The organism is Psychromonas antarctica (assembly GCF_022267535.1).
Lineage (GTDB): Bacteria > Pseudomonadota > Gammaproteobacteria > Enterobacterales > Psychromonadaceae > Psychromonas > Psychromonas antarctica.
In genome coordinates, this window is sequence record NZ_JAHNZV010000036.1 from 1 (window position 1) to 26773 (window position 26773).

General features: G+C 40.2%; 24 protein-coding genes. 10 read left to right on the top strand and 14 right to left on the bottom strand.

The window, feature by feature from the left end; all coding sequences use genetic code 11:
• Nucleotides 1-105 precede the first annotated feature (105 nt).
• The 3 genes from KSO91_RS09565 to KSO91_RS09575 all read right to left on the bottom strand — a co-directional run bounded on the left by KSO91_RS09565 (nucleotide 106) and on the right by KSO91_RS09575 (nucleotide 1911).
• On the bottom strand, nucleotides 106-411 hold the full coding sequence (locus tag KSO91_RS09565) for a hypothetical protein (protein ID WP_238742734.1): 306 nt from the start codon (nucleotides 409-411) through the stop codon (nucleotides 106-108).
• On the bottom strand, nucleotides 408-1067 hold the full coding sequence (locus KSO91_RS09570) for a L,D-transpeptidase family protein (protein ID WP_238742735.1): 660 nt from the start codon (nucleotides 1065-1067) through the stop codon (nucleotides 408-410). Before KSO91_RS09570 ends, KSO91_RS09565 begins: the two co-directional genes overlap by 4 nt.
• A 175-nt stretch (nucleotides 1068-1242) precedes the next feature.
• Nucleotides 1243-1911, bottom strand: coding sequence for a S1C family serine protease (locus tag KSO91_RS09575; RefSeq protein ID WP_338049755.1), 669 nt, complete (start codon nucleotides 1909-1911; stop codon nucleotides 1243-1245).
• A 286-nt stretch (nucleotides 1912-2197) separates the two neighbouring features.
• Here KSO91_RS09575 and KSO91_RS09580 point away from each other — a divergent pair, with 286 nt between their 5' ends.
• On the top strand, nucleotides 2198-3091 hold the full coding sequence (locus KSO91_RS09580; RefSeq protein ID WP_238742736.1) for an IS982 family transposase: 894 nt from the start codon (nucleotides 2198-2200) through the stop codon (nucleotides 3089-3091).
• On the opposite strand, the gene KSO91_RS17890 is transcribed toward KSO91_RS09580, so the two are convergent.
• Together KSO91_RS17890 and murQ are read right to left on the bottom strand one after the other, a co-directional pair.
• Nucleotides 3048-3347: a DUF4124 domain-containing protein gene (locus tag KSO91_RS17890; RefSeq protein ID WP_420830948.1), complete on the bottom strand. Its 300-nt coding sequence runs from the start codon at nucleotides 3345-3347 to the stop codon at nucleotides 3048-3050. The genes KSO91_RS09580 and KSO91_RS17890 overlap by 44 nt on opposite strands.
• A gap of 543 nt (nucleotides 3348-3890) precedes the next feature.
• Nucleotides 3891-4796 carry an N-acetylmuramic acid 6-phosphate etherase gene (murQ, locus tag KSO91_RS09585; protein WP_238742737.1) on the bottom strand — a complete coding sequence of 302 codons (906 nt, stop codon included), beginning with the start codon at nucleotides 4794-4796 and terminating at the stop codon, nucleotides 3891-3893.
• 188 nt (nucleotides 4797-4984) lie between these two features.
• Here murQ and KSO91_RS09590 point away from each other — a divergent pair, with 188 nt between their 5' ends.
• From KSO91_RS09590 to KSO91_RS09600, 3 genes are read left to right on the top strand one after another with little or no spacing between them, the layout of a single operon-like run.
• Nucleotides 4985-6004, top strand: coding sequence for a Fe(3+) ABC transporter substrate-binding protein (locus KSO91_RS09590; RefSeq protein WP_420830949.1), 1020 nt, complete (start codon nucleotides 4985-4987; stop codon nucleotides 6002-6004).
• Nucleotides 5982-7625 carry an ABC transporter permease gene (locus KSO91_RS09595; RefSeq protein WP_238742738.1) on the top strand — a complete coding sequence of 548 codons (1644 nt, stop codon included), beginning with the start codon at nucleotides 5982-5984 and terminating at the stop codon, nucleotides 7623-7625. Before KSO91_RS09590 ends, KSO91_RS09595 begins: the two co-directional genes overlap by 23 nt.
• Complete coding sequence (locus KSO91_RS09600; RefSeq protein WP_238742739.1) at nucleotides 7625-8668, top strand: ABC transporter ATP-binding protein; 1044 nt, start codon at nucleotides 7625-7627, stop codon at nucleotides 8666-8668. The genes KSO91_RS09595 and KSO91_RS09600 overlap by 1 nt, the downstream gene beginning before the upstream one ends.
• A 21-nt stretch (nucleotides 8669-8689) precedes the next feature.
• On the opposite strand, the gene glnD is transcribed toward KSO91_RS09600, so the two are convergent.
• The gene (gene glnD, locus KSO91_RS09605; RefSeq protein WP_238742740.1) at nucleotides 8690-11308 is read right to left on the bottom strand and encodes a [protein-PII] uridylyltransferase; all 2619 of its coding nucleotides are present in this window, start codon (nucleotides 11306-11308) and stop codon (nucleotides 8690-8692) included.
• A 65-nt stretch (nucleotides 11309-11373) separates the two neighbouring features.
• Nucleotides 11374-12162: a type I methionyl aminopeptidase gene (map, locus tag KSO91_RS09610; protein WP_238742741.1), complete on the bottom strand. Its 789-nt coding sequence runs from the start codon at nucleotides 12160-12162 to the stop codon at nucleotides 11374-11376.
• A 322-nt stretch (nucleotides 12163-12484) separates the two neighbouring features.
• Here map and KSO91_RS09615 point away from each other — a divergent pair, with 322 nt between their 5' ends.
• A complete protein-coding gene (locus KSO91_RS09615) occupies nucleotides 12485-13036 on the top strand; it encodes a DUF1439 domain-containing protein (RefSeq protein ID WP_238742742.1) in 552 nt (183 codons plus the stop codon).
• Between the two features lie 8 nt (nucleotides 13037-13044).
• On the opposite strand, the gene KSO91_RS09620 is transcribed toward KSO91_RS09615, so the two are convergent.
• From KSO91_RS09620 to mqo, 3 genes are all read right to left on the bottom strand, one after another.
• A complete protein-coding gene (locus KSO91_RS09620) occupies nucleotides 13045-13329 on the bottom strand; it encodes a hypothetical protein (protein WP_275113957.1) in 285 nt (94 codons plus the stop codon).
• Between the two features lie 64 nt (nucleotides 13330-13393).
• A complete protein-coding gene (locus tag KSO91_RS09625) occupies nucleotides 13394-14872 on the bottom strand; it encodes an alpha/beta fold hydrolase (RefSeq protein WP_238742743.1) in 1479 nt (492 codons plus the stop codon).
• A 189-nt stretch (nucleotides 14873-15061) separates the two neighbouring features.
• On the bottom strand, nucleotides 15062-16567 hold the full coding sequence (mqo, locus tag KSO91_RS09630; protein WP_238742744.1) for a malate dehydrogenase (quinone): 1506 nt from the start codon (nucleotides 16565-16567) through the stop codon (nucleotides 15062-15064).
• Between the two features lie 295 nt (nucleotides 16568-16862).
• On the opposite strand from mqo, the gene KSO91_RS09635 reads away from it, so the two are divergent.
• Entirely contained in the window at nucleotides 16863-17477 is a 615-nt protein-coding gene (locus KSO91_RS09635) for an NAD(P)H-dependent oxidoreductase (RefSeq protein WP_420830950.1), read from the top strand.
• A 3-nt stretch (nucleotides 17478-17480) separates the two neighbouring features.
• Nucleotides 17481-19409, top strand: coding sequence for a cation:proton antiporter domain-containing protein (locus KSO91_RS09640; RefSeq protein WP_238742745.1), 1929 nt, complete (start codon nucleotides 17481-17483; stop codon nucleotides 19407-19409).
• Between the two features lie 170 nt (nucleotides 19410-19579).
• On the opposite strand, the gene KSO91_RS09645 is transcribed toward KSO91_RS09640, so the two are convergent.
• Nucleotides 19580-20359, bottom strand: a complete 780-nt coding sequence (locus KSO91_RS09645) for a hypothetical protein (RefSeq protein WP_238742746.1) — start codon at nucleotides 20357-20359, stop codon at nucleotides 19580-19582.
• Nucleotides 20360-20578: 219 nt separating this feature from the next.
• On the opposite strand from KSO91_RS09645, the gene KSO91_RS09650 reads away from it, so the two are divergent.
• Entirely contained in the window at nucleotides 20579-21862 is a 1284-nt protein-coding gene (locus KSO91_RS09650; protein ID WP_238742747.1) for a cation:proton antiporter, read from the top strand.
• A gap of 43 nt (nucleotides 21863-21905) precedes the next feature.
• Here the strand turns inward: KSO91_RS09650 and KSO91_RS09655 are convergent, their stop codons facing one another.
• Nucleotides 21906-22355: a tellurite resistance TerB family protein gene (locus tag KSO91_RS09655; protein ID WP_238742748.1), complete on the bottom strand. Its 450-nt coding sequence runs from the start codon at nucleotides 22353-22355 to the stop codon at nucleotides 21906-21908.
• A 376-nt stretch (nucleotides 22356-22731) separates the two neighbouring features.
• Between KSO91_RS09655 and olsF the strand changes: the two genes are divergently transcribed.
• Nucleotides 22732-24462: a bifunctional ornithine lipid synthase OlsF gene (gene olsF / locus KSO91_RS09660; protein WP_238742749.1), complete on the top strand. Its 1731-nt coding sequence runs from the start codon at nucleotides 22732-22734 to the stop codon at nucleotides 24460-24462.
• 108 nt (nucleotides 24463-24570) lie between these two features.
• Here the strand turns inward: olsF and KSO91_RS09665 are convergent, their stop codons facing one another.
• Complete coding sequence (locus KSO91_RS09665) at nucleotides 24571-25500, bottom strand: NADP-dependent oxidoreductase (RefSeq protein ID WP_238742750.1); 930 nt, start codon at nucleotides 25498-25500, stop codon at nucleotides 24571-24573.
• 59 nt (nucleotides 25501-25559) lie between these two features.
• Nucleotides 25560-25982: an organic hydroperoxide reductase Ohr gene (gene ohr / locus KSO91_RS09670; RefSeq protein WP_238742751.1), complete on the bottom strand. Its 423-nt coding sequence runs from the start codon at nucleotides 25980-25982 to the stop codon at nucleotides 25560-25562.
• Nucleotides 25983-26132: 150 nt separating this feature from the next.
• Between ohr and ohrR the strand changes: the two genes are divergently transcribed.
• Nucleotides 26133-26588 carry a transcriptional regulator OhrR gene (ohrR, locus tag KSO91_RS09675; RefSeq protein ID WP_238742752.1) on the top strand — a complete coding sequence of 152 codons (456 nt, stop codon included), beginning with the start codon at nucleotides 26133-26135 and terminating at the stop codon, nucleotides 26586-26588.
• Nucleotides 26589-26773 lie beyond the last annotated feature (185 nt).

Sequence of the window (26773 nt, forward strand, 5' to 3'; positions counted from 1 at the left end):
GCTCAAATGCAGTAATAACGCTACTAAGTTGCTCTGGATTTGACATAATTAAGTCCTGATGGATGAGTTACCCGTATTAAATCAGAACAAAAAATGGAAGTTGAGCTACGCTGCCGTAAGCTCACGATGTATCGAGTGTTTACTGTTTTTTTTCATTTCTGATTTTATCAACAGACCTTTATCAAAAACAATCAATCCATCAGGCATTGCATAATCATAATGTTTTTGCTCAATGACCGTTAGATTATTATCAAACCAAACTAAGTCTCCTGTCCAATTATAAGCGAGAAAGTTAGCTCCTGATTCTTCAGGAAGCGCGATAATATGATCAAATTTAGGTTGTTTAGCCGCATAACTACTTATGCAACAACTTAATAAAAAGAGCTCTATAATAATTATTAATTTTTTCATTTAATGACCCCGGTAAATCGTTCATTATATTTATGCACAATAAAGGTCGTGCCGGGCTTAAATGCACCTATCCCAAATAGCGTATCTCGATCGGCGGGTTTTAGATGAATACAACCATGCGATGGATATAAGACAACTTTTTTCCCTTGTTCATATTCACGTTCATTGTCGGGTGTTGTATGAAACATTTCACCTAAAAGTGTTTCTTTACCATCTAACTTCTGATTATTATTAAGATCTTTAAAATAACGAATCGCAATAGGACCAAAGTCATTAAATATCGACTTTTTAGGAATAATCTTATTGTCAGGCAAATTATAAATTTCGTTATATGCGGTAATGACATCCTGTCTTGGAAGACCAAAATCATTGAGCAACGATGCCCAGTTACCATTTTTAAGTTGATACCAAATATCATTACCTTTATCTTGTAACGGTGTCCCCCATCTGATTTTTGATCCTACGCCCCAGCTCGGGGTAGTATAAGCATGTGCCTTGTCAATAATATAGTGGCCTGCGGTGGTGGGTTGTTCATGCATTCGTATGTCGGTTCCCGGCTCGCGGGGCCCCCCCATTGCTTCAAATTTGTAGGTCGCATGACCATTTGTATTGATTACGGCTAAAAAGTCATGTCCGGGATAGAAGTGTAATTCCATTGTGTATTTATCCTTAAAAAGTAGATATAAAATATACACAAGCTGCAATGACTTATCAATCATGAAAATGATTAATTTATTATTTTTCGTTTACACTTAAAGGGTTATTAAATCCAATATTATATAAATATGGTTGTATTGCTATGTGCCACAAAGGGGAGATGCACGTTGATGCTTAGTGCAGCTCTTTAGCAAACTCCCTTTCAATCATTGAAGTCGGGATAGCATAACCAAATACTTCTGAGCCAATTGTTCCATCCGCACGATAAACCGCTGTATTAATACCGATCGCAATCCCATCGGTTGTAACGAGGGGGCCTCCACTATTTCCTGGTAATATCTGAGCATCCGTTACAATATGACCTTTTTCTTGGCCCATAATAATTCCTTTGCTGACATAATCTTTAAAACCAAGTGGACTGCCGATGGCATAAACGTCCATTCCTTGTGTGAACTGCGTTGTATTTTTAAGAAAGGGCGTTTTATAGTTTCCGCTTAATTTTAGTAAAGCCAAATCAAATTTAGGGCTCAATTTGATTAAGTTAGCTTGTAATTCAGTACTATCCTTAAGGATGATTTTAAATGTTGTGGCCCCTATAGACTGCCTCATTTTTCTATTGTGCTGCGAAAATGCTTTTTTGGCTTTGATATAGTTAGCTGAAATTTTGTCATGCTGTTTTTCCTGGAGAGTGTACCGTTTTAAATAATAGTCATAGGTTTTTTGCATTGTAGCTCTATCTGCTTCGCTCGCATTGCTAATACGTTCTTTATAATCAGCTAGTTTCTTTTTATATTGATGCATTTCTAATTTTTTTTGTTGTAAATATTCTTTTACTTCTTCCATTTTCTGTTTTTTTAACTTGATTTTTTTCTGCTCTGATTTCCAGTATTTGCTCTCAGTAATACGTATTACGTGTTTGTTGGTAATAATGTATCCTTGATCGTTGACAAAAAATCCGGAACCCGTGCTTGTTGGTGTTTCTATTTTGACAACTGAGATCGTTGCTGTCTCGATATCATTATTAGGCTTAACGCCATGCGCGACTTTTAAAAAATGAGAAAAATATTGAAAAAGGCATGATCTAACCTTATTTTGTTATCACCAAACAACAAATAAAGCGAACAAGATCATGCCATTAGAAGAGTTTATCATTTGGGTCTATTGTTGGACAGATGAGAATGTGAGTAAAGTGCTAGGAAATACGAAACTAAGAAGCCGAGGCTTTCAACCCGAACTTAGTGATATTGAGGTAATAACGATGGAAATTGTTGGTGAATTTCTTTCGTATGATACTGATAAGGCAATATGGACATACTTTAAAGCACACTGGCTATCATTGTTTCCTAAACTTACTTCACGTTCAAATTTTGCTAAACAAGCTTCAAACCTTTGGCATGTAAAACAGCTGCTTCAGGGGAAATTAAATGAAGAAAGTAGCATGAATGCCACATGCCTTATTGTCGATGGTTTTCCTATGACCACTGCTCATTTTAAACGAGCGAATAAAAGTAATAACTTTAAAGGGGAAGCTGGTTATGGGTACTGTGCAAGCAAGTCAGAAACTTATTATGGCTTTAAAGGGCATTTACTTGTTGATGATGCAGGCAACATTGCTAATTTCACATTAACTGAGGCATCTGGCAGTGAAAGAGAGGCAGTTTGGGAATTGGTTCAAGATAAGAATCATCAATTTTTACTTGGTGATAAAGGTTACTTATCGGCACATTTAAAAAGTGATTTAGACAGCGAGCAAGCGATAAAATTAGAAACACCAGTACGTCATAATATGGTCGACCATTTAGAACGAACAGAGCGTAATTTTTTAAACAAAACTCGCCGGTTGGTGGAAACAGTGATAGGTCAGCTAACAGGTAGATTTAATATGAACAAGGTATGGGCAAGGAAAATGTGGACATTATTAGGTCGATTAAGTCGCAAGATATTAGCCCATGGATTAGGCATGCTTGCCAATACCTTACTTAAAAACAAACCACTGCAACTTGAACATGTGATTTGTGTTTAAAGTCGCGCATGGCGTTAGGCTTAATCAAATCGCTTAAATACGTTTGCAGATTTTGGCCTGTTTTTTTGTGACTTTTTTCGGATGCTGTTTGTGTCTTATCAATATCAAGTTGCACTGCGAGTGTATTTCCGGTGGGAGCTACATCTGTAAAATGCCATTTACCACTTTCATCTTGAAATTTATATATCTCAGCATGGCCAGTTACTATATATAAAGAGGTCAGCATGATTAATATTGATACACTACGCAGGGGCATTTTGATTACTCTCAAATTTATTAACGACTAAAAAGTATTTTAATGTTCTTCGGATATTTAACTGATATTGAACATTATTAAAGATAACAAGACAAAAAAATAACAATCAAATGAAAAATTTCAATAAGTTAAATATATTATCATAGGTTTTGCTTCAAAATTCGGCGCAAGTAGAGGGTTTAGAAACAAAGTTATTTTAGTCAAATCAATATATTGATGTTTTATTCTTTTTTCGTCAGGGCTCAACTCATGAGTAAAGATTGTGAAGCGATATCGCTACTTTTTCCCTTTATTCCTGATTATTTTTCCTTGAATTTACTTTCATGCTTCTGTCGATAACGCAGGTTGTTGTAAAAGATTAGAAAATTACCACAGAGAATAGGGAGACGCTGCGCGGTACACCGAGAAAACCCAAATATAAGTGTTTTTCTCCTTTTAACGCTGTAATTGCATGTAAACCAAAACATAGTTTTTCAGTTGCATGAAATAGGTGTGGTAAATATTTACTTTTTTGTATTCATCTGAGTTAAGTGCATCGTCATTTTAACTTTGATCTGCTAATGCTTGACGAATAAAGCCTTTATGGTTATTAAGCCTTTGTTGGGCTGTTTCTGCATCGAGATCGGTTAAAATCATTAAAATGGCTGTTTTACAGTGATTTTTAGATTCACTAAGCGCTTGAGTGGCTTGATGTTCAGGGCAGCCGGTTGCTTCCATGACGATATTTCTTTGACGCTGCTGTAGTTTTTTATTACTCGCTTGTACATCCACCATTAAATTACTGAATACTTTACCTGTGCGGATCATTGCAGCCGTTGTGATCATATTGAGCACTAATTTTTGTGCCGTACCCGCTTTCATGCGGGAAGATCCGGTCACGACTTCAGGGCCAACTATCGGCGTAATATTAATTTGTGCTAATTCGGTCATTGCACTCTGTGGATTACAGCTCAGAGATACAACGGTTGCGCCGACAGATAATGCGTATTGCATCGCTCCCAACACATAAGGTGTGCGTCCACTTGCGGCAATACCGATCAGTACATCGTGCTTATTAAAATTAATAGCTCTAAGATCGCTAGCGCCAAGCGATTGATTATCTTCTGCATTTTCCACGGCGTGTAAAATAGCAGGATGACCGCCTGCGATTAATGCAACAACAAGATCTGGCTCAGATCCGAATGTAGGTGGACACTCACTTGCATCTAAAACACCTAATCGACCCGATGTTCCCGCACCGCTATAAATCAAACGACCACCCGATTGAAAAGCGTCGGCAACTGCATCCACAGCTTGCGTGATTGCTGGAATAGTTTGCTCGACAGCTAATGCTACTTGTTGATCTTCGCGATTAATCACTTTTAAGATCTCTATTGTCGACAAGGTATCAATCAGCTCACTGTTCGCGTTGCGACTCTCGGTGATAAGTTTGCTTAAATCAATGGCCATTAGTATCGTATCCTATAGAAAGTGAGTGAAGGTGGTCATGATAAACCGGCTGAACTAAAAGTGATTGTACATTTTGAATGCGTGGTAATTAAACTTTTCTACAAAAAGAATGATAATAACTATTGTAAATAGTAACGGTTATCATTACGATTGCAGTTATCTGATAACTACTACCATTTGAGAACAATATGTTTGCAAAAAAATTAGTCACCTCTGCCATGCTCTTTACGACATTAAGCCTCACTACATTGACGGCGCTTGCTGAAGAAGTAAATATTTATTCATTCCGTCAACCTTTTTTGATTAATCCTATTATGGAAAAATTTACTGAGCAAACGGGCGTTAAAGTAAATATTCTCTTTGCTAAAAAGGGGCTGGTCGAGCGTATTAAAAGGGAAGCGAGCCTCTCTCCAGCTGACCTTGTTTTAACTTCTGATTTTAGCCGTTTAATGCAGTTGACTGAGCAAAATCTGACTCAAGCTGTTGATAGTAAAGTTTTAACGACAAATATTCCTAGCCAATACCGCGATCCTGATTTGCACTGGTTTGCATTAACCACACGTGTACGTAATATTTACTCCTCGGTCGAGCGTGTTGGCCCCGTACCAAATATCACCTATCAAGATTTAGCCAGTCCAGAATTTAAAGGTAAAATTTGCACTCGCTCAGGCAAACATCCTTATAATATATCACTTGTTGCTTCGGTGATTGCACATCAGGGCCTTGCTGACGCAAAAGTATGGTTACAAGGGCTTAAAGCGAATCTAGCACGTAAACCACAAGGTAATGATCGTGCACAGGTGAAAGCCGTTAAAGATGGACTTTGTGATTATGCATTAGGCAATAGTTATTACCTTGGTAAAATGTTGGCCGATCCTAAACAAGTTGCTTGGGCTGAGGCAGTTAACATTAACTTCCCTAACCAAAACAGCAGTGGTGCGCATGTCAATGTCAGTGGTATGGCGTTAACTAAATATGCTCCGAATAAAGCGAATGCGATTAAATTAATGGAATTTCTTTCTGATGATCTTGCGCAACAACTTTATGCACAAGTGAACTATGAATATCCTGTCAATGCGCGTGTTGCCCCTTCTAAATTAGTGGCCTCTTGGGGTGATTTTAAAGCCGACAAATTACCGCTTGCTGAGATTGCTAAGCAACACAAAGCGGCCGTTAAGTTACTTGATGAAGTTAAATTTGATCTCTAACGCTACGCTGTACAAGTTACTGCCTTGGGCGGTAACTTGTCTTTTAATCTCACCTATCATTGCATTGCTTATTAATTCTTTTAGCAGCGATCCTCAGGGCAGTTTTCAGCATCTCTTTGATACTGTTTTACTTACTTATAGTTTAAATACGCTGCTATTAATTTTAGGCGTAATGAGCTTAAGTTTTATTTTTGCAATGCCGGTTGCTTGGTTTGTTGCTTGTTGCGAATTCCCCAGCCGCACCATTTTACAATGGGCTTTAATGCTGCCGCTGGCTATTCCCCCTTATATTGTGGCGATAGTGTATACCGACTTACTTGATTTTAGTGGCCCGTTGCAGCGCTTGTTGCGAGGTGTGATGGGGTGGCAGAGGGCTGGCGATTATTACTTTCCTGAAATTCGTACCCTTTTCGGCGCGATTTTAATTCTGAGCTTGGCACTTTATCCTTATCTTTATCTTCTATTGCGGGGTGCTTTTTTAGGGCAATCTGGTTCTTTATTCCAAGCGGCGCGCAGTTTGGGCGCTTCACCTTTAAGGGCTTTTTATCGTGTCTCATTACCTCTTTCGCGTTCTGCCATTGCGGTTGGTCTCTCTTTAATTGCAATGGAAAGCTTAGGTGATTTTGCCACTGTTAATTATTTTGCGGTGAGCACGTTAACCACGGCTGTTTATGATACCTGGCTAGAGCTTGGCAGTTTAACGACTGCGGCAAAAATTTCTTCTTTAATGTTATTAGCTTTAGTGATTTTGATTAGCCTTGAAAATTATAGCCGCCGTAAACAGAAAGTCTATCAACGTGGCGGAGCAACACATACGCAGCTGCGGTTTGTTTTATGTGGGTGGCAGAAATGGGGGGCGCTCACTTTTTCTTGGATTTTGCTGGTTGCGGCTTTTATCTTGCCTCTTTTTACGCTCTGCTATTATGCTTTGAGCTATTTTAGTGCATCGTTAACTGCTGCATTATGGCAATACACGTTAAACAGTGTGTGGCTGGCAATCATAGTAGCTGGTTTAGCCTTACTCATTGCCTTAACGGTTAATTTTTATCAGCGTTTATGCCCAGGGCTGTTTGCCAGAACAACGATACGTTTATCGTCGCTAGGTTATGCCGTGCCCGGCACCGTGGTGGCGATTGGCGTATTAATTCCTTTTACCGAGCTTGATTTAGGCGTAAATCAGTTATTACTGGAAAATGGATTTTCAGGGATTGGACTGTTTTTTTCTGGCTCGTTATTCATTTTAGTGGTCGCTTATTTAGTCCGTTTTAGCGCGATTGCGGTGGGCAGTATTGATAGCAGTTTAGCGCAAGTTTCTCCCTCATTAGACTTAGCATCGCGTTCCCTTGGGCAAAATGCGTTTCAGACGATTCGTCGCGTTAATTTCCCCTTAATTAAAAAAGGCATGCTCACCGCCATTATCTTGGTGTTTATCGAAGCGATGAAAGAATTACCCACGGCGCTATTATTGCGCCCGTTTAATTTTGAAACATTAGCTACTTATGTGTATCAGTTTGTCTCAGATGAGATGATTGAATATGCGGCTTTGCCGGCATTATTAATCGTATTGATGGGACTGATACCTTTTATTATTGTTAACCGATTATTGGAGAAAAGCACTTAATGCCGACTTTACAAATTAATAAATTAAGCTGTTTTTATCAAGATATTCAGGTACTTGATTTACTTGATCTGACGCTTAATCATAATGAAATTATGTGCTTACTCGGGGAGAGTGGCTGTGGCAAAACGACGCTTTTGAAGGCGGTTGCAGGTTTGCAGGCGCAGCTTTCTGGTGATATTCAGATTAATGGCAATCCCGTTAATGGCAAGGGTCTTAATGTCGCACCCGAGAAACGTAAAATTGGCTTTATTTTTCAGGATTATGCGCTTTTTCCGCACCTCAATGTCTTTGATAATATCGCTTTTTCGCTGGATCGGCTTAGCAAACAAGAAATAAAGCAACGTGTCGATAGTCTGCTCGCGCTGGTGCAGCTCAGTGATTATAGCGAGCGCTTTGCACATCAACTCTCTGGCGGTCAGCAGCAGCGGGTTGCTATTGCGCGGGCTCTCGCTTATCAACCGGATCTGATGTTATTAGATGAGCCATTTTCTAACCTCGATCATCATGTGCGCTTTCAGTTAATTGATGAAATCAGAGCGCTGCTTAAGTCGAGCGGCATGAGCGCGCTATTTGTGACTCACTCAAAAGAGGAAGGTTTTGCTTTTGCTGATAAAATTGCGCTTATGCAGGCAGGGAAAATAGTCCAGATTGGCACGGCACAAGCTTTATATTGTCATCCCAATTCCAGATATGTGGCCGATTTTATGGGCTTGAGTAATTACCTAAAAGTGCATGCTGTGGATCAATTTAGTTATCAATCTGATCTTGGGTTATTAACCAGTGATAGCGAAATTGAATTGAATAAAGCACCATTAACCCTGCTACTGAGGCCAGAGCAGATAGCGATAACCAGCTCCGCTGACGGCTTAGGCTGTATCAGTAAAGTCAGTTTTTCAGGTTCCTATCAGGAAATTCGTGTCATTTATCGGGGTAATGATTACCACATAAAACATAGCAATCATTTTGGCGATACTCAGCAGTTTAAAGTGGGAGACAGGGTCTCTTTACGTGTATTAAACCACGATTTTGTACTCCTTAGATAAAAAAAGAAGGGGCGTAGGCCCCTAATCGCTGTTTTCTGGACTCAATTCTCTCATTAAATTAGCTTTTAAGTTTGCCTCTTGCTGTTCTGTTAAAGCATTGCCCTCAACAGTCGAAACAATAAACAGATCCTCTGCGCGCTCACCAATAGTGGTGATTTTAGCGGTATCAAGCATGACACCACTACAGCGGAATACTTCGCCTATATTGGCAAGGATACCCGGCGCATCAAAGGCAACCACTTCAATCTGAGTGCGTTTGCGGCGTGTTGGCAAGAAGGTAACTTCAGCTTCAAACTTAAATTGACGCTTAACGCGTGGTAAGCGAGTTTGCTGGGTATTCACTTTCTCTGGTGACAACAGCGCCATCTCTATCGCCTGCTTTAAACGCTGAATTTTATCGGGATCAATATGTTCGCCATCTTGCTCGAGCACGGTAAAGGTACTCAGGGAAAAATCATCTCGGCTAGAGAGAATTTTTGCATCGTGCACACTGAGTTTCTTATTATCAATTTCCGTGACCACAGAAGAGAAAAGTACAGGCATCTCTTTGTGATAAACAAAAATTTCTGTTGCGCCACGTTCATTCTGATCGCTGATTAAAATCATCGGACGGCTGTGATCATCATGTTTTAACATGTTAAGGGTATGCCAAGCAATTTGTGCAGAGTTATAACGGAAAAAATAGTTAAGTTTAAAGCGTTTCCATAATGGTTTTACCTGCTGCTCAGAAAGTCCTTGTGTTTTTAGTACCGCCAATGCTTTACGTTGTCTGTCGCGAATACGATCACGAATATCAGGTGGGTTTTCAAGTCCGCGGCGCAACATCTTCAAGGTGCCGTAATACAAATCACGTAACAGAGTACCTTTCCAGCTATTCCATGCCTCTTCATTGGTCGCACAAATATCGGCAACCGTTAAGCAATATAGAAAATTTAAGTGTTTTTCATCACGTACTAAACGTGCAAACTCAATAATCACGCGTGGATCACTAATATCTCGGCGCTGTGCAGTGACAGACATAACCAGGTGATGTTTTACCAACCAAGCGACAAAGTTACATTCATAGCGACTTAAACCATGTAATTCACAAAATGTTAGCGCATCAACTGCACCTAGTGTGGAGTGATCACCTTTCTGCCCTTTAGCAATATCATGAAAAATTGCGGCCAAAAAGAGCAGCTCAGTTTTTTCTAAATAACGGTAAATATCATGGGCAAGGGGATGCTCTTTTTTGGTGTTGGGGAAGTTGTAAATATTCTCGGTGAGTTTATGAGTATGCTCATCTACTGTGTAGGCATGAAAGAGGTCAAACTGCATCTGTCCGACGATGCGACTCCATTGTGGAATATAGGCGCTCAAGACGCCGTATTCATGCATCAGAGTAAACGGTAGTCCCATGCCTCTAGGATGTTTGACAATCGTTAAAAACAGATCGCGGCATTCGGGAATGTTTTCTAACCAGTGGGTTAAACCGCGTCGCGCTTCACGCAATTCGCGTAGGGTTGCTGAGTAAATGCCTTTGATGCGGGCGTCTTCTGCAATATGTAAAAACAGTTCTAAGATAGCCTCTGGCTCTTCACTAAAAAGAGAAGGCGTTTTGAGTTCGATCATATCGTCGCGAAGCTGAAAATGACGATCAATAGCGGTAATGTTCTTGGCAATATTACCGAGAATAGCTTCGTCGAAATATTGCAGTAGCATCTCATTCAGTTCTTTGACGCGATGAACCGTTTGATAAAAGGCTTTCATCATCTGCTCGACAGCTTGGTTACCTTGTCCGCTATAACCGAGTAATAGCGCCACCTCACTTTGGAAATCAAATAAAAGACGATTATCAGGACGATTAGTCACCGTATGCAGTGCAAAGCGGATCGTCCAAAGCTGTTTTTGACAGTCCACTAACTCTTGGTACTCCGCTTGGGTTATATAGTCGTAACTGGTCAGATCTAATAAACTGTTTGCGCCGAAATGACGCTTAGAAACCCAAGCGATCGTTTGAATATCACGCAGTCCACCAGATCCATTTTTAAGATCGGGTTCAAGGCTGTAACCGTCGCCACGGCACTGCCGATGACGAGTGAGTTGCTCTTCACGTTTAACCATAAAAAATTGGTCTGAGGGCCAAAATATCTTGGATTCAACCAGATCGAGTAGTTTTTTAAAAGTTTCTTTATGGCCTGAAATGTAGCGCGCTTCAATCATACTGGTGGCAACCGTAATATCGGCATTACCTTGTTCAATACAGTCATGCAGGCTACGCACACTATTACCTATATCGAGTTTCAAATCCCATAGCAAAGTAATTAGCGCACTGATATTGCGCTCTTCGTCAGAGCTGATGTTTTTTTGGTAGAGAATAAGAATGTCGATATCTGATTTGGGATGTAGTTCACCCCGCCCGTAGCCGCCAACTGCGATGAGGGTTAACTCTTCACTCTTGTGTAATCCAAAATGAGCCCATAAACGTGTTAACAGTTGATCGATATAAAGTGCTCTGCAAGCGACTATTTCTGTAATCGGTTGCTTTGCTTTGAAATTTTCAATTTGCCATTGTTGAAACTGTTGCAATCCTTTCTTGAGAAAAGTCAGGGTAAGATTATGTTCTGGGATATTAACCGGACAGAGCGTTTCAAAATCCATGTTCACCTCAGCGAAGTTTGTCGATCGTTATTGATGAACACCCTATCTTGCAATAGGGCACTCTGTTAATCGTGGTTGATAATACGAGGAATCGTTTCTTCTGGTCGCAGTGTTAAAATCTCCACACCATTTTCTGTCACCAATAATGTATGCTCCCATTGTGCCGATAATTTCTTATCTTTAGTGACAACTGTCCACTCATCTTGAAGCACTTTACACGTTTTTTTACCTGCATTAATCATCGGTTCAATGGTAAAACATTGTCCGACTTGTAAAGTCTCTCCTGTGCCAGCTTTACCATAATGTAAAACCTGCGGCGCTTCGTGGAAGCCTGCACCGATACCGTGGCCACAGTATTCGCGTACAACTGAATAATTACTTTGCTCTGCATGTCTCTGAATCGCGGCGCCAATATCGCCCAAACGAGCACCTGGTTTAACTAAGTTAATACCAATATATAAGCACTCTTGTGCAATGCGTGTCAGGCGTTCCGCCAAAATAGAGGCTTTGCCAACTATAAACATTTGCGAGGTATCGCCGTGATAACCGTCTTTAATCACGGTAATATCAATATTGATTATATCGCCTTCTTTGAGCGGTTTATCATTGGGAATGCCATGGCAAATAACATGGTTAATTGATGTGCAGATAGATTTTGGAAAACCGTGATAATTAAGCGGAGCAGGAATGCACTGTTGCTCATTAACAATAAAATCATGACAGCGTTGATTTAATTCGTTAGTCGTCACCCCTTTTTGGATAAAAGGTGCGATCATCGTTAGTACATCTGCAGCTAACTGACCTGCAATGCGCATTTTCTCGATTTCTTCTGCTGTTTTAATGATTCCTGCCATCTATTTATTCTCTATTTTGTGTTACATGAATATTTAAATGTTAACTATAAAGAGTTTATGGCTATGAAGCTAGCGAAGTTAAACCATTTTCTTACTATGGAAATAACGACTCATGTGATTTGAAAGCAGGATAGAAGGCATTTAACTTATCCTAACCTTTTACTTTTATTCACTATTATAATCGTCAACGATTACTGACAGGGCTTTCTCATAGAGACTTAACCGCAGGGAATTAAAACGTTTGCTTATTGTTAAAAACATTCTGGCCAACTTATCACCAGTGGAGTAATCTGCTTCTTAATTTACAATCGGGTGAGATATTATGAGCATATTAAAAACAAGCCATTACTTTATAAGTAAATTGCTATTAACCAGCAGTTTACTTCTATACATTTTCAGTCTATCTGCGCAGGCATTGACGGTTACTTTTAGTGAAGCGCAGATCCAAGAGAAGGTCTCGCAGGCGATGCCAATGGTGAAAAAAAATGCATTTATGACAATTGAATTAAGCAATCCAGTTGTTAAGTTGGCTAAGGATATCAATGAAATCGAGTTGCAATTACAGGTCAGGTTACTCACCGCCGGATCAACAAACAGAGGTTTCACTCGGCTTACCGGATCGCTTAGTTATAACGCCCAACAAGCCGCATTTTATCTGACCAATGTAAAGATTCTGCAGTTGCAAGTAGAAGGGATGCCGGTGCAATTTGAAGCACAAATTATCGAGCTGGCAGAGCAGACTATTACCCCGGTACTTCAGACAATGCCCGTTTATCGCTTAAAAAAGGATATGACCCAAACAATGATAAAAGCGTTGTTAGAATCGATAAGGGTAGAAAACAAACAATTGATTGCGACGCTAAAAGTTATTTAATTAGATTTTTATATTGGAGGCAGCACACCATTGCGGACTAAGCTTCTCCTTATATTTTTGCATAACTTGGCAAAATAGTCTATTTCACTCATATTTGGGAGGTTTCCTTTTGCAACAACATACTCCCAATGGTTGATTTCGCTTTCAACTAATTCTAATAATTTTTTAGGGCAACCGATACAGCTATCTCCACAAATCTGTACATTCACATCATCAAATGGGAATTGGGCCCTTACCTGCTGAATAATATTGAGTATCGTAGTTTTACGATCTGGTTTTTTATTTATGGACATACCCGTTATCATTCAAGATACACATGTATTTTGATTGCTAACGGGGATAATATCATTTATAAATTTAATACCACCTCGGATTCATTCGCTTGGCTGGATGATCTTTGTTTGTTATAGACAAAGCCCCTTTTTTATTCAGCAGCGCACCAGAGCATGTCTCGTCTGCAATTTTGTTTGTGGGATGCAACAAATATTGTGTCGTATTTTTATCGACACAACTAAGGCCCGTATAACTAAATCCATGGTCGGCTAAATTGTCAACGGTAATCACGCTTGCTAATTGAGCAAAACTGGCGGCCATTTTTGCACCCCAGATATAGGGGGTATTGGTGTCGTACTTACCGACAATAATTAAGATCTGCTGATCGGTTAATACGTTTTCCATTGTTTCAACGACGGCAATCGGATCTTGCGCAAATGGCCAATCCGCACACCTTGTTGACCAATTTTTGCCAACGGGTGCAAATAACGTGGAGATGGCATCATATTCACTATGTTTAGCAACAATATCGTTATAGCTAAGCGGCATTATTTCATCTGTGCAGCTTACTGCGTCAAATAAAACTGCGGAGCGTAAATCATCCTCTGACACCGCCGGATAATAGATATTTGGAATTTGTATTTTAAGTCGTTGAGCATGATTATTATCGAGTAAATCAGAAACACCCGTTTTAATTTTTGACCAGTTAGCTGATGTTTCTCTGCCTGCCGTTGCAAACAGTGCATTAGAAGCTTCTGAGCTATTTAAGCTGACACTATCAGCGGCTGTATAAGAGCCTGTGCGGTTTATCGCATCAAACACATGGATATATTTGGACTTTTTGCTGGCATCAAAGCCAAGGCGATAATCGACAACCAGATCAAAACCGCTGATCTTGCCTTTGACTGATTCAAAGTAATTTACTTCATCAGGAGACATCGGCGAATCTAACACAATAGCTCGCACTTTTTCAGGGTACATATTGGCGTATAATGCACCTAACCGAGTACCGTAAGAGTACCCCATAAAGTTAAGCTTTTGCTCTCCTAATGTGATGCGCAACTGGTCGAGATCTTTGACTACGCTATTGCTGCCCAAATACGGCGCGACATCGGCTAGCACGCTATCACAATTCCCCCTATGATTACGTGCTGCGATGGCGCAATCACTTAGCTCTTGTGCAAAAGCACTTTTACCCGAGCCGCGCGGATCCATACCTATGACATCAAAATGTGCCAATATACTTTGTGGTAAGTTATTTTCAACCATCCAAGCGGTGCCATTGACTGCTTCTCCGCCAGGCCCTCCAAAGTTAAAGACTAATATACCAATCCGATTTTGTGTATCGCTGGCGTGATGAATTCCGTAATGGATCTTTACCGTTTCACTCTCATTATCGTTATAGTCTTTAGGTGCTGTAAAGAAGTCACATTGCATAGAAGCAGGGCAGCTATCACTTGCTTGTGTTGGTACGAGGATTGAAGATTCTTTAGTGCTGTTGCCGCCGCCGCCACAACTAAAAAGCAGAGCAGTGAATATTATTGCTAAAATAGAACGGAACATAAACATCCATTACTTTTAAATAAAAAGCGCACTCAATGCGCTTTCCCGGTGTAAGATAATTTGTTTTTTTATAGTGCAGATCTGACTTTGCAGGTTATCACTTTTAGTCACTAAATTGGCAAATATAAAGTGCGTTTTTTTATTTTTGAGTTGTGCACAATAAAGAAAACAAATTTTTGTCATCTTTCCTTACAAAGGTTTTTGATCCAGGCCCAGACTCGCTAGCGTATGCTCTCTCACTGTCACCAACAAATCCCGATTATCAACAAGAGATTGTCCGTAAGAAGGAATGATTTTTTTCAATCCCACCTGCCATGTCTCTGTTTTCAGTTCCTTCGCAAAGCAAGTTTCTATCACTCCTAACATCGTATGAACAGCCGTGGATGCGCCTGGAGATGCCCCCAATAAAGCGGCAAGCGTGCCATCGGCTGCATGAATAATTTCAGTGCCAAGCTCTAGTTTACCGGCTTTATCTGCGCCTTTTTTAATTATCTGTACGCGCTGGCCAGCAACAGATAAAAACCAATCAGCGGGTTTTGCCTCAGGATAAAAGCATTGTAATGCCCTCATTCTTGATTTATGTGACTGCAGCATTTCAGAAATAAGGTAACGGATCAGATCGATACTCTGAGTCCCCACTGATAACATTGGCAGTAAATTTGTCGGGTTAATCGAGGTGGCGAGATCCCAGGGGGATCCCTGCTTAAGAAATTTGGTTGTAAAGCCTGCAAAGGGGCCAAATAAGAGAGTCTTTTTGCCATCAATAATACGCGTGTCAAGGTGAGGTACAGACATAGGGGGCGCGCCTTTAGGCGCTTTGCCATACACTTTAGCATGATGTTTCCCAACCACCTCGGGAACAGTACAGGCTAACCATTGTCCACTAATCGGGAAACCACCGTATCCCTTACTTTCAGGAATCCCCGAAGCTTGTAATAGTGCCAATGATCCGCCACCGGCGCCGAGAAAAACAAAGCGCGCATTGAAATAGCTGTGAGGGCCATCCATTTTGTTTTTCGCCCTAATCCTCCAACGCTTATCTGCTTGTTGATCAATATCGGTCACGCAGTGCTGCACTAGGATTTCAAAATTACCCATCTTCTGCAGGGCTGTTAACATATCACGGGTTAACGCACCAAAATTAACATCTGAGCCATAACGTACTCTTGATCCCGCCACCTTTTGAGTAGGCTCCCGTCCGGCCATCACTAAGGGAATCCATTTTTTTAGCTGCTCAGGATCTTCACTGTATTGCATATCGGCAAAGAGTGGGTGTGCACTTAATAGTTGGTAGCGTTTGCGTAGAAAGTTAACATCCTTGTCGCCACTGACAAAGCTGTGATGTGGAGCCTGGTTAATAAAATGGGGACTGGCTAATATTTTTTGATCCACTAAATAAGACCAAAACTGCAATGATTCTTCAAAAGCGGTATTGATAGAAAAAGCCTTTGTTGTATCAATCGAACCATCGGGGTGCTCGGGGGTATAATTAAGTTCACAATAAGCGGCGTGACCTGTCCCTGCATTATTCCAACCATCGCTACTTTCACTAGCAACATCAGATAAACGCTCTATCATGGCTATCTTTAGACTCGGATCTAACTGTCTTAATAACATGGCCAAGGTGGTGCTCATAATACCCGCGCCGACCAAAAGTATATCGACCTCTTTTTCATTTAGCGTGTTTTTATTCATTTTTATTATTTCTATTGAAATGTTAAACCTATGTTAAGAAAATAATAACTATATGTCTATCTTACATTTCACTTATCCGTAAAAAGAGTGTGTCAGTAACCGGGGGAATATTGAGCATCATTTACTGGCTTTAAAGACCACTTTGATTCATTATCAGCAGTTATCAGATATTAAAATGGCACATTTATCTATACTTCTAAATCAGTTAATTAAGGCCGAAAAATAGTATTATCATAGCTACACGGATATGTTCAAAAGTATCATTCAATTAACCAATTTAAAAAGTGACCTGTTTATGGCGAAGAAAAAAGTACTTATTTTGCTTGCTCATCCATCGTTGCATCGCTCAGCTGTTAATGCCCCGCTTTTTAAACAAGCACAAAAGATAAATGGGGTCACTGCTGTGGATCTCTACTATGAATATCCGACCTTTCACATCGATATCGATAAGGAGCAGCAACGCCTGCTGGATCACGATGTGATTATTTTCCAGTTCCCACTATATTGGTACTCGACGCCTGCTATTCTCAAGGAGTGGCAAGATTTGGTGCTGGAATATGGATTTTCTTATGGTGAAGATGCCACTGCGTTGCATGGAAAAACCTTTTTTTGCTCGCTTAGTGCAGGCGGTAAGGCAGAGGCCTACCAATCGGATGGATATAACCATTTTACGATTCGCGAACTGTTAAATCCGATGGAGCAGATGGCGTCACTTAATGGCATGATTTATCTGCCACCTTTTGCTTTGTTTGAATCAAGAGCGGCGAGCGAAACGGGACATCTTCAACAGCACTTAGCACAATGGCAGATTTTATTGGAAGCATTAGTCGATGATAGAGTTGATTTGCGCCGGGTCCAGAAGCTACAAAAACTTAATCAGTATATTGACGATATTATTAAAAAGGATTAACAGATGACTGGATATTTCCTTCAGGCTTTTATTTACCTTGCCGCTGCGGTGATTGCCGTGCCTATCGCTAAGCGCTTTGGATTAGGCTCGGTATTAGGTTATCTGATGGCCGGCGTTGTGATTGGCCCGGTAATAGGTTTAGTGGGTGAGGAGACAGTCAGTATTCAGCATTTTGCGGAATTTGGTGTCGTCATGATGCTATTCTTGGTCGGTTTAGAGTTAGAGCCTAAAATGCTTTGGGCAATGCGCAACCGGTTAATGGGATTAGGGGGACTGCAACTTGTTGGTACGACGCTTAGTGTCATGGGCATTGCGATTTACTTCGAACAGTCATGGACAATCGCCTTAACTATCGGCCTTATTTTCGCGCTTTCCTCAACGGCGATTGTTTTACAAACCTTCAACGAAAAAGGTTTCAATAAAACAGACGGTGGCAAAAATGCATTTTCAGTATTGCTTTTTCAAGATATTGCGGTTATTCCTATGCTTGCCTTTATTCCGCTATTGGCTTTACCCGAATTAATTGAAAAGGCACAGAATACTCTGGTGTCAGCTGCTGCAACACATGAAGAGCTCAGTCTAGTGGTAGGTCTACAAGGCTGGGTTTATGCCTTAGTGATCACCGCTTCCATTGCGGTTGTTGTTTTTGCAGGCCATTTACTGAGCCGCCCATTATTTCGATTCGTGGCAAGCTCAGGTTTACGAGAAATTTTCACAGCAACCGCTCTGATGCTGGTGATAGGCATTGCTGCCTTAATGAGTTTGGTGGGACTTTCTCCAGCATTAGGCACTTTTCTTGCGGGAGTCGTGCTCGCCAATAGTGAATTTCGTCATGAACTAGAATCAAATATAGATCCCTTCAAAGGGCTGCTACTCGGGTTGTTTTTTATTACCGTCGGTGCCGGAATCAACTTTACACTTTTGTTTAATGATTTCTCTCTTATTATCGGCTTAACGGTGGGAATGATGCTCTTAAAAGCGCTTATTCTGTATGCACTAGCGTATATATTTCGCATTAAAAATAGTGACCGTTGGTTGTTCACTTTAAGCTTGGCTCAAGCGGGTGAGTTCGGGTTTGTCTTGCTAAGTTTTACCGTGCAAAGCCATGTTTTGCCCAGCGAAATTGCGCAAACGTTATCATTGGTTGTTGCCCTTTCGATGTTTTTAACACCGGGCCTGTTCATCCTATTTGATAAAGTGATCCTGCCTCGTTTTCAGCTGGCATCGAATAAACGCGAAAGTGACACAATCGATGAAAAAGGCACCGTGATTATTGCCGGTATTGGCCGTTTTGGGCAGATAATTAACCGGCTTTTGATGGCTAATGGTATAAAAACCGTGGTGCTGGATCATCAAGCTAATCAGGTCGATGTGATGCGTAAAATCAATACTAAAGCTTATTTTGGCGATGTTACTCGTCCAGAGTTATTACACACTGCAGGCATTGAAGAAGCATCCATGCTGGTGGTTGCCATTGATAATCGTGAAAGTAGTGTTGATCTGGTCAAATATGTAAAACACACTTATCCACATATCAAGATTCTAGCGCGTGCTTTTGATCGGGGACATAGTTATCTTTTACGCGCTGCCGGTGCTGATTTTATTGAATTGGAAACCTATTATTCGGCGTTAGAAAGTGGTGCGGTAGCAATGCGTTGTTTAGGATATCATCCGTTTTTTGTTGAACAGCAAAAAAGTGCTTATAAACGTACCGAAGATAAACAATCCGATGAGCTTTATCAGGCGTGGGCAAATGAATCGCAAGGGGATCGTTTTGATAATAACTATCGCAAACTCTTTATTGAACTGGAAGACAAAATTAAGCTGGCAATGAGTGATGATCGCTTAGGTAAGCACAGCGGCTCAGAACGAGGCTGGACACCACCGCCAAAAGATTACGCAGATAAGCAATCTGAATCTGATAACCATTAATCAAATTTTAGGGGGGCTATTGTGCTCGTTAGCAAGCGCCTAATGCAGGCGGCGCCATCAATGTACATTATTGTTTCCTGCAACTCATCGCTTGCAAGTCGCAATATATTCTGCACCACAGGATACTGGTGGGCTTGTGCCAAGGCAGCCTTTAGAGTGGATCGCTATTATTATCCCGCCGGGGTGGCAAAATTTTCTAACAGCTGATCGAGTTTGTTCTCATCCTGCTTATCAAGGGCGAGTAAAAGCTGTTTGGCAAGTTGTTGTGCAATTTTATTGAGTTGATTTTGGGGGGCAAGCAGCACTGTTTTCCGGAGTAGACTATATGCTTGAACGCGATCTTCCTTTTTGTGGGTACGCAGAAGTGTTTGGCTATAGGCCAAATAAAAGGGGATTGGATTTTCTGACAGTTGTATTGCTTTTTGAAAAGAGCTGATAGAGATTTTTCGTTTTGCTGAAAACATGACAGCGCCTAATAATACACCTGCTTTTTGTACCACTTCGGCATGCCATCCGCCATTAGCAGCCCAAGCCCAAGGGCTTTGTGGATAAAATTTAAGGGCTTGGTCAATATAAAACTTCGCTTTTCTAGCGTTCTCAATAGCATCAATAATGCGTGCTTTAAGACCGAAGCCAACCGCTGCTTGAAGGTTTCCCTGAAGGTGCCGAGGATCTATTTTTAATGCATTTAAGGCATCAGCTAAAGCGATATCTATATTTTGTAAACGCTCTTCTTCGGTCATAACAAAACGCACTAAAATAAGTCGAGTGCCAGCAGAGAGTGCGTACCCATCTGCCGTTTTAATCTGCGAAGCTGCTTGCAATGACTCAAAAAAGAGCCCTTTATTTTGTTTATCAAAAGCGCTTTTGAAAGACAAATCATCCGCTCTTCCCTGCATAGGTTGGAGCAAAAAAAAGGCGATAAGGATAAAAGGTAGTGTTCGTAACATGGATTAACCTTAGTGGGGGTAAAGATATAATATCATGCGTGGCTATCGGTGTTGTCTTTATTATATTTATCAGTAAATACAAGCCGAGGTTTTATTCAGCTTCACCAGCCGTGGATGGATATTAAACCACTTAATTCTTATCTTATGTAAAAATTGTTTGCTTTTTAACCCACTTAAAAGCAAGATTTCTAACCTTATTGGCAGTATAACGAGAATTCTATGTCGGTCTACTACACACTCTGCTTTCTCGCGGCGGCAGCTATGTTTATCGCTTTTATCAACAGTAAGATTGGTAAGATGCAAACCACTATCGCTATTACAGCAGGATCGATGATGTTGTCATTATTGATTCTTTTGGTCGGCCAAAATAATTGGCTTAACCTAACGCAAATAGCAACCGAAACGATGACGAGCATCAACTTTGAAGATTTTTTACTTAAAGGGATACTCGGGTTTCTGCTTTTTGCGGGTGGATTAGGAATCAAGCTGCCTAATCTTAAAGACCAAAAGTGGGAAATCGCCGTATTAGCCTTGGGGGCTACACTCTTTTCAACCTTCTTTATCGGATTTTCCCTATATGCCATCTGTCAATTTATAGGCATTCACTTTGAACTGGTTTACTGCTTGCTATTTGGTTCATTGATTTCCCCGACAGATCCTATCGCCGTGTTAGCCATTGTTAAAAAATTATCTGCCCCTAAACGCATTGCCACGCAGATTGAAGGTGAATCACTGTTTAATGATGGCTTTGGTTTGGTTATTTTTGTGACTCTTTTTACCATCGCTTTTGGCCATGAAACGCCCACCATAGGCAGTGTTACTCTTCTGTTTGCTCAAGAAGCACTTGGTGGTATTTTTTACGGTTTGTTATTAGGGCTGTTCTTTCACTACTTGATAAGCGCTACTAACGATCACTCTATGGAACTATTATTGACCATAGGGATTCCGACTGCTGGTTATGTGTTTGCAGATGTTATTCATGTGTCGGGTCCGTTAGCGATGGTCGTTTCCGGTATTATGATAGGTAACTGGACACGTTTTGTCGGTTTCTCCAAAGAAAGTGAAGAGCATCTTGACCATTTCTGGGAGTTGGTGGATGAGTTTTTAAATGGTGTATTGTTCTTACTTATTGGTTTATCGATGTTGCTCTTTAAGTTTCATACGGAAGATTGGATATTAATGGCTATTGCTATTCCGCTGGTTTTACTGGGTCGATACCTCAGTGTCTTTACTGCTTATATGGGATTTAAATGTTATCGCAGTTATAACCCTTGGTCTGTCAGAATCCTCACTTGGGGAGGGTTGCGAGGAGGGTTAGCACTGGCCATGGCGCTTTCTATTCCTGCGGGCATCCTGGTTATTCCAGATAAACAGATAGATGTGAGAGAACTTATTATGGTGATGACTTACTCGGTTGTTGTTTTTTCTATTCTTATCCAAGGATCAACGATTACTGCTTTGATTGATAAAGCCAAAATAGCGGAAAAAAGGGGGATAAAGTGATACTTTATCCCTTCTGTATTTGCATAAAATATTGCGTTATCGCCTAAGGTAACGCTTCAATTACGGATAATTTGGTGCGAATAAATTCACTGTGTTTTACGTAAATGAGATCAGATACTTTACGAATAATATGCTCTTCAATGGGATCTAAATGATTATCAGCGTAAGCGACTTCCCACATTGCTCTGATTAATCTGCTACGAATATCATAATCGGCTGCACGTAATTGCGAAGTGAAATCAAATAATGAATTTGAGGATTTTATTTTTTCTTTGCCGGTTTGCAGTAAGGATTTTGCTTGGGTTTGATCGATTAAAAGGAGTTTGCTTAAAGTCCGCTCGATGGTGATTTCTTCTTCTTCACTAATAATATGATCGGCGTTACAGACTTCGCAGAGTAGAGCTGTAATAGCAATTCGATGATCATCTGCTGCGGCAGGGATATTCTCTTGCTCTAGAATAGAATTGAAAAATGTTTTTATTTTACTGATCATTTGATTAATTCTCGTGATTATGATGCTTTGAATGTGCAGGCGTTATTGATAATCTTCCTATAGACAGGCTAACTTTACCGCAAAAAGTTCAAAAATAGGGGGTTTATTTTTATTCTTCGCTCAAATAAGGTTTCCAGCTTGGCAGATAAAAAACTTGTAACAGATCAAACTAGATAATTAACAGCTCTATTCTCTTGATATTCACTCCCAACTTTTTATATTTCTTTGCTTTCTTGCCGCTATTTCACTTTTATCATTCTTCTTAAGGATGATCCTGCCGGTTACTTTGTCATACAACTGTCATTAAACTGCAAAATTTAATCAATGAAATCTGGTTAGACTGCATTATCAATCCAATAAAAGTAGCAAACAAATTATGTTTAATGTTGAGCAAATGGTGACGCATAACCTCCCTAAGGTGAATCAGCAATCGTTATTGGGCAAGAGTGTTGGCCGTATCCTACGTTACCTGTTACATGAAAAAGAATTTTATGAGTTTGAGCGGCAGTTCCCTTATGTACAAGGTATCGATTTTGCGGAAATGATATTGGAATATTTTGATTTTGGATATTGTATTTCCGATAAAGATCGCGAGAAGATCCCAGCCAGTGGCCGCGTGGTTATTATTGCGAATCATCCTATCGGCACGTTGGATGGGGCTGCATTGATTAAACTCGTCAGCGAAGTTAGATCGGATTTCAAAGTAGTTGCCAATGATTTATTGATGAATGTTAAGCCGCTTCATTCACTCTTATTGCCTGTTAACAATACAACGATAGGGACGACGGTAAAGAAAAATATTGATGCGATTTATCAGCAGCTCAATAATGATGGCGTCGTGATCATTTTCCCCGCAGGAGAAGTGTCACGCATGGGGCCTGCTGGAATACGAGATGGCAGCTGGCATAAAGGCTTTTTAAATTTCGCTAGTAGTACCAAATCACCCATTTTACCTATTTATATGGATGCCAGAAACTCCGCTTTTTTCTATTCCGTTTCTGCCATTTACAAACCTTTATCAACGCTATTTTTAGTTAAGGAGATGTTTAAGCAAGCTCATAAACGAATGAATATTAAAATTGGTGATGTGGTACCTTTTGAACACTATGATTCTTTAGATATTACTCAAAGTAGTAAGTGTAAATTGTTTAAAAAACATTTATACAATATTGCTAATGGTAAGGCCGCCATTTTTAAAACCGAAAAAGCGATTGCTCATCCTGAAAATAGGGCTGAACTGAAAGCCGCCATTAAAGGTTGTGAAGCGCTAGGTAAAACCGTCGATGGTAAACGTATTATGCTTTACCGTTTTGCTGGGCCTTCACCGATTATGAGGGAAATAGGGCGTTTACGTGAATTGGCATTTCGGATGGTGGGAGAAGGGACTGGGAAACGTCGTGATATTGATATTTATGATCAGCATTATTTACATCTTATTTTATGGGACAACGAAGATTTAGAGATAGTTGGTGCCTATCGTTTTGCTGAGACTAAAAAAATAATTGATTCTGTTGGGGAAGTCGGTCTCTACACAAGTACTTTATTTGATTATCAGCCTGCTATGGAGCCACTTTTTGCGCAGGGATTAGAGCTCGGGCGTAGTTTTGTTCAATCTAAATATTGGGGTAAACGTAGTTTGGATTATCTTTGGGTGGGGATCGGTGCCTTTGTAGCCAAAAATCCACATTACCAATATCTATTCGGGCCGGTAAGTATTAGTAATAGCATGCCCGCGGCGGCTAAAAATCTAATGGTACATTTTTATCAGCATCATTTTCCCAGTGATAAGAATTTAGCCAAGGCAAAAATCCCTTTTCAATTGGATTACTCTGAAAAGGGTAACCTTTTCAATGCGTTTACCAGTGATGACTATAAGCAGGACTTTATCAGTTTGAAACATTTATTGGCGAATATGGGCGTTGGTATACCAACGCTCTATAAACAATACTCTGAGCTATGTGATGATGCCGGTGTTAGTTTTTCTGCATTTAATATTGATCCGGATTTTAATGATTGCGTGGATGGTTTGGTCGTGGTTGATTTGAACTTCCTGAAAGTTAAAAAGCGCCAGCGTTATATTGAGGTGCATCAGTCCTCTGAAATATGAGCAATACCGAGGTCACTGTTTAGAGTGTTTTTTTCTAACTCAGTAAATAAAAAAGGTCGCATTAATAATGCGACCTTTTTATTTTAACAGACTCTAAATAAGAGGAAATTAACTGACATCAATAACTATTTTTCCGCGAGTGCGGCCTGATTGACTTTGTAAATGAGCCTGTGCAATTTGCTCTAATGGAAAACGATGTTCAATAAATGGAATGAGCTGATTACTTTCAACTAACGCATTCAGCTCACGTAAAATAGGGCTACTCGGTTCGATAAAGACAAATGCAACTTTAACATTATTTTCTTTTGCTCTCTCTTCGCTTGGCGGTGCGACCACTGATACGAGCATACCACCTGTTTTTAATAATGCCCAAGATTGCTCCTGTACATCACCACCTAGTGTGTCGAGTATTAAATCAACTGGAGCAATCTGCTCAAGCAAAGTGCCTTGATTATAATCAACGGCTTGATCTGCACCGAATTGAGTAAGTAATGCTTGGTTAGCAGCAGACGCTGTTGCAATGACTGCGGCCCCTTTCGCTTTTGCTATTTGTATCGCTAAATGTCCGACACCGCCCGCGCCAGCATGAATCAATACACGTTGTCCTGCTTGGAGTTGACCGACATCGACTAGGCATTGCCAAGCAGTAATGCCCGCTAAAGGTAAAGCGGCTGCTTGTGCAAAATCCAGTTTTGTAGATTTTAGTACCGCTTGATCCGCTTTTACTGCGATATAGTCAGCATAGCTACCATCTCGGCTAATATCTGGACGACTAAAAACTTCATCGCCAACTTTGAAATCTGTTACTGAAGCACCCACTTCGGAGACTACTCCTGCAACGTCCCAACCTAATGTGACGGGCAGTTTATAAGGGATGAAATCTTTTAAATATCCTTCTCTAATTTTCCAGTCAACGGGATTAATAGCGGCTGACTTTACTTTAATTAGAATATCATCTGCATTGATTACCGGTGTATCAACTTGATCTAGTTGTAGTGTTTCTGTACCACCATATTGGTGAATTCGTACTGCACGCATAATTAATTCCTTGATAGTTATTAGATAAATGAGTTTAGACTATAAACAGATGACTACGTTTATAAAGCAACACCATTTACGATTAATTTCACATCGATATTGCCACGTACGGCATTTGAATAAGGGCAGACCTGATGCGCAGCATTAACCAATTGAACGGCTTCAGTTTGTTCTAAATCTAATTGGATTGACAAAGTAACCGCCAAGGCGAAACCATTATTATCATTTGGGCCTATAGCAACCGTTGCTGTTGTTGGGGCGGATTTTATAGCAACTTTAGTTTCACGGGCAACATGCAAGATGGCATTAGAAAAACAAGCGGAGTAACCAGCGGCGAATAGTTGCTCTGGGTTTGTTGCTTCACCCGTTCCGCCCATCTCCTTTGGATAACTTAAAGCCAGATCTAATTTCTTATCATCAGTTGTCACTTGTCCATTACGGCCTGCATTTGCTGTTGCGGATGTGCTGTATAAAATAGTCATTTTGTATCCTTTGTATATGAGAGGAACGCTAACATTAAATCAAATTAATTAATTTAAGTTGTGCGCAATTAAGTTGCTAACAATGTTAATTGAATTTAAAGCACAACACAAGTATATTGTGTACAATATATTTTATAGGAGCTAAAAATAATGGGAAAAAAAGATCCTGATTCATATCTGTTTCTCGATAAACAGCTGTGTTTCTCTTTGTACAGTGTTTCAAATGCGATGGGACGTGCTTACCGTCCTCTACTAAAAAAATTAGACTTAACTTACCTGCAGTACATAGTGATGATGGTGCTGTGGCAATATTCAACCATGAATGTAAAAGAGTTAGGCGGTAAAGTGCATTTAGATTCCGGTACGTTAACTCCTCTATTAAAACGTTTAGAAGCTAAAGGTTTGATTATTAGAGCGCGAGGGCAACAAGATGAACGCGTTCGAATTATCTCTTTGACTGATGCGGGGAAAAATATGCGTTTGCAAGCAGAGCAAGTCCCACAGGCGATGTTAAGTAAATCAAAAATGAACGTCGATGAATTAACTGCGCTGAAAAAAAGCTGTGATATCTTACTCTTGAACCTAAATAACCATAACTCAGCGTGATCGTTATTTAAAGTGACTATTTAGTCAATCCTCTGAAAGGTACCCGTTTTAAGCGTCGTTTTATGGATAAAATATTAATTCATTAAGCATGACTAAGATGGGAAAAATAAGCCTGTAAATGATACCAAATCAAGAATTTCCTATGCATTTATGCGGGTTATAATAAATGCTAACTGATATAAAAC

Coding starts and splice junctions, on each gene's coding strand:
- KSO91_RS09640 (WP_238742745.1), top strand. CDS start 17,481: ATGACTGGATATTTCCTTCAGGCTTTTATTTACCTTGCCGCTGCGGTG.
- ohr (WP_238742751.1), bottom strand. CDS start 25,982: ATGACTATTTTATACAGCACATCCGCAACAGCAAATGCAGGCCGTAAT.
- KSO91_RS09595 (WP_238742738.1), top strand. CDS start 5,982: ATGAAGTTAAATTTGATCTCTAACGCTACGCTGTACAAGTTACTGCCT.
- murQ (WP_238742737.1), bottom strand. CDS start 4,796: ATGGCCATTGATTTAAGCAAACTTATCACCGAGAGTCGCAACGCGAAC.
- glnD (WP_238742740.1), bottom strand. CDS start 11,308: ATGGATTTTGAAACGCTCTGTCCGGTTAATATCCCAGAACATAATCTT.
- KSO91_RS09620 (WP_275113957.1), bottom strand. CDS start 13,329: ATGTCCATAAATAAAAAACCAGATCGTAAAACTACGATACTCAATATT.
- KSO91_RS09575 (WP_338049755.1), bottom strand. CDS start 1,911: ATGGAAGAAGTAAAAGAATATTTACAACAAAAAAAATTAGAAATGCAT.
- KSO91_RS09665 (WP_238742750.1), bottom strand. CDS start 25,500: ATGCGTGCAGTACGAATTCACCAATATGGTGGTACAGAAACACTACAA.
- KSO91_RS09645 (WP_238742746.1), bottom strand. CDS start 20,359: ATGTTACGAACACTACCTTTTATCCTTATCGCCTTTTTTTTGCTCCAA.
- KSO91_RS09650 (WP_238742747.1), top strand. CDS start 20,579: ATGTCGGTCTACTACACACTCTGCTTTCTCGCGGCGGCAGCTATGTTT.
- olsF (WP_238742749.1), top strand. CDS start 22,732: ATGTTTAATGTTGAGCAAATGGTGACGCATAACCTCCCTAAGGTGAAT.
- KSO91_RS17890 (WP_420830948.1), bottom strand. CDS start 3,347: ATGCCCCTGCGTAGTGTATCAATATTAATCATGCTGACCTCTTTATAT.
- ohrR (WP_238742752.1), top strand. CDS start 26,133: ATGGGAAAAAAAGATCCTGATTCATATCTGTTTCTCGATAAACAGCTG.
- mqo (WP_238742744.1), bottom strand. CDS start 16,567: ATGAATAAAAACACGCTAAATGAAAAAGAGGTCGATATACTTTTGGTC.
- KSO91_RS09615 (WP_238742742.1), top strand. CDS start 12,485: ATGAGCATATTAAAAACAAGCCATTACTTTATAAGTAAATTGCTATTA.
- KSO91_RS09655 (WP_238742748.1), bottom strand. CDS start 22,355: ATGATCAGTAAAATAAAAACATTTTTCAATTCTATTCTAGAGCAAGAG.
- KSO91_RS09590 (WP_420830949.1), top strand. CDS start 4,985: ATGTTTGCAAAAAAATTAGTCACCTCTGCCATGCTCTTTACGACATTA.
- KSO91_RS09565 (WP_238742734.1), bottom strand. CDS start 411: ATGAAAAAATTAATAATTATTATAGAGCTCTTTTTATTAAGTTGTTGC.
- KSO91_RS09600 (WP_238742739.1), top strand. CDS start 7,625: ATGCCGACTTTACAAATTAATAAATTAAGCTGTTTTTATCAAGATATT.
- KSO91_RS09580 (WP_238742736.1), top strand. CDS start 2,198: ATGCCATTAGAAGAGTTTATCATTTGGGTCTATTGTTGGACAGATGAG.
- KSO91_RS09570 (WP_238742735.1), bottom strand. CDS start 1,067: ATGGAATTACACTTCTATCCCGGACATGACTTTTTAGCCGTAATCAAT.
- map (WP_238742741.1), bottom strand. CDS start 12,162: ATGGCAGGAATCATTAAAACAGCAGAAGAAATCGAGAAAATGCGCATT.
- KSO91_RS09635 (WP_420830950.1), top strand. CDS start 16,863: ATGGCGAAGAAAAAAGTACTTATTTTGCTTGCTCATCCATCGTTGCAT.
- KSO91_RS09625 (WP_238742743.1), bottom strand. CDS start 14,872: ATGTTCCGTTCTATTTTAGCAATAATATTCACTGCTCTGCTTTTTAGT.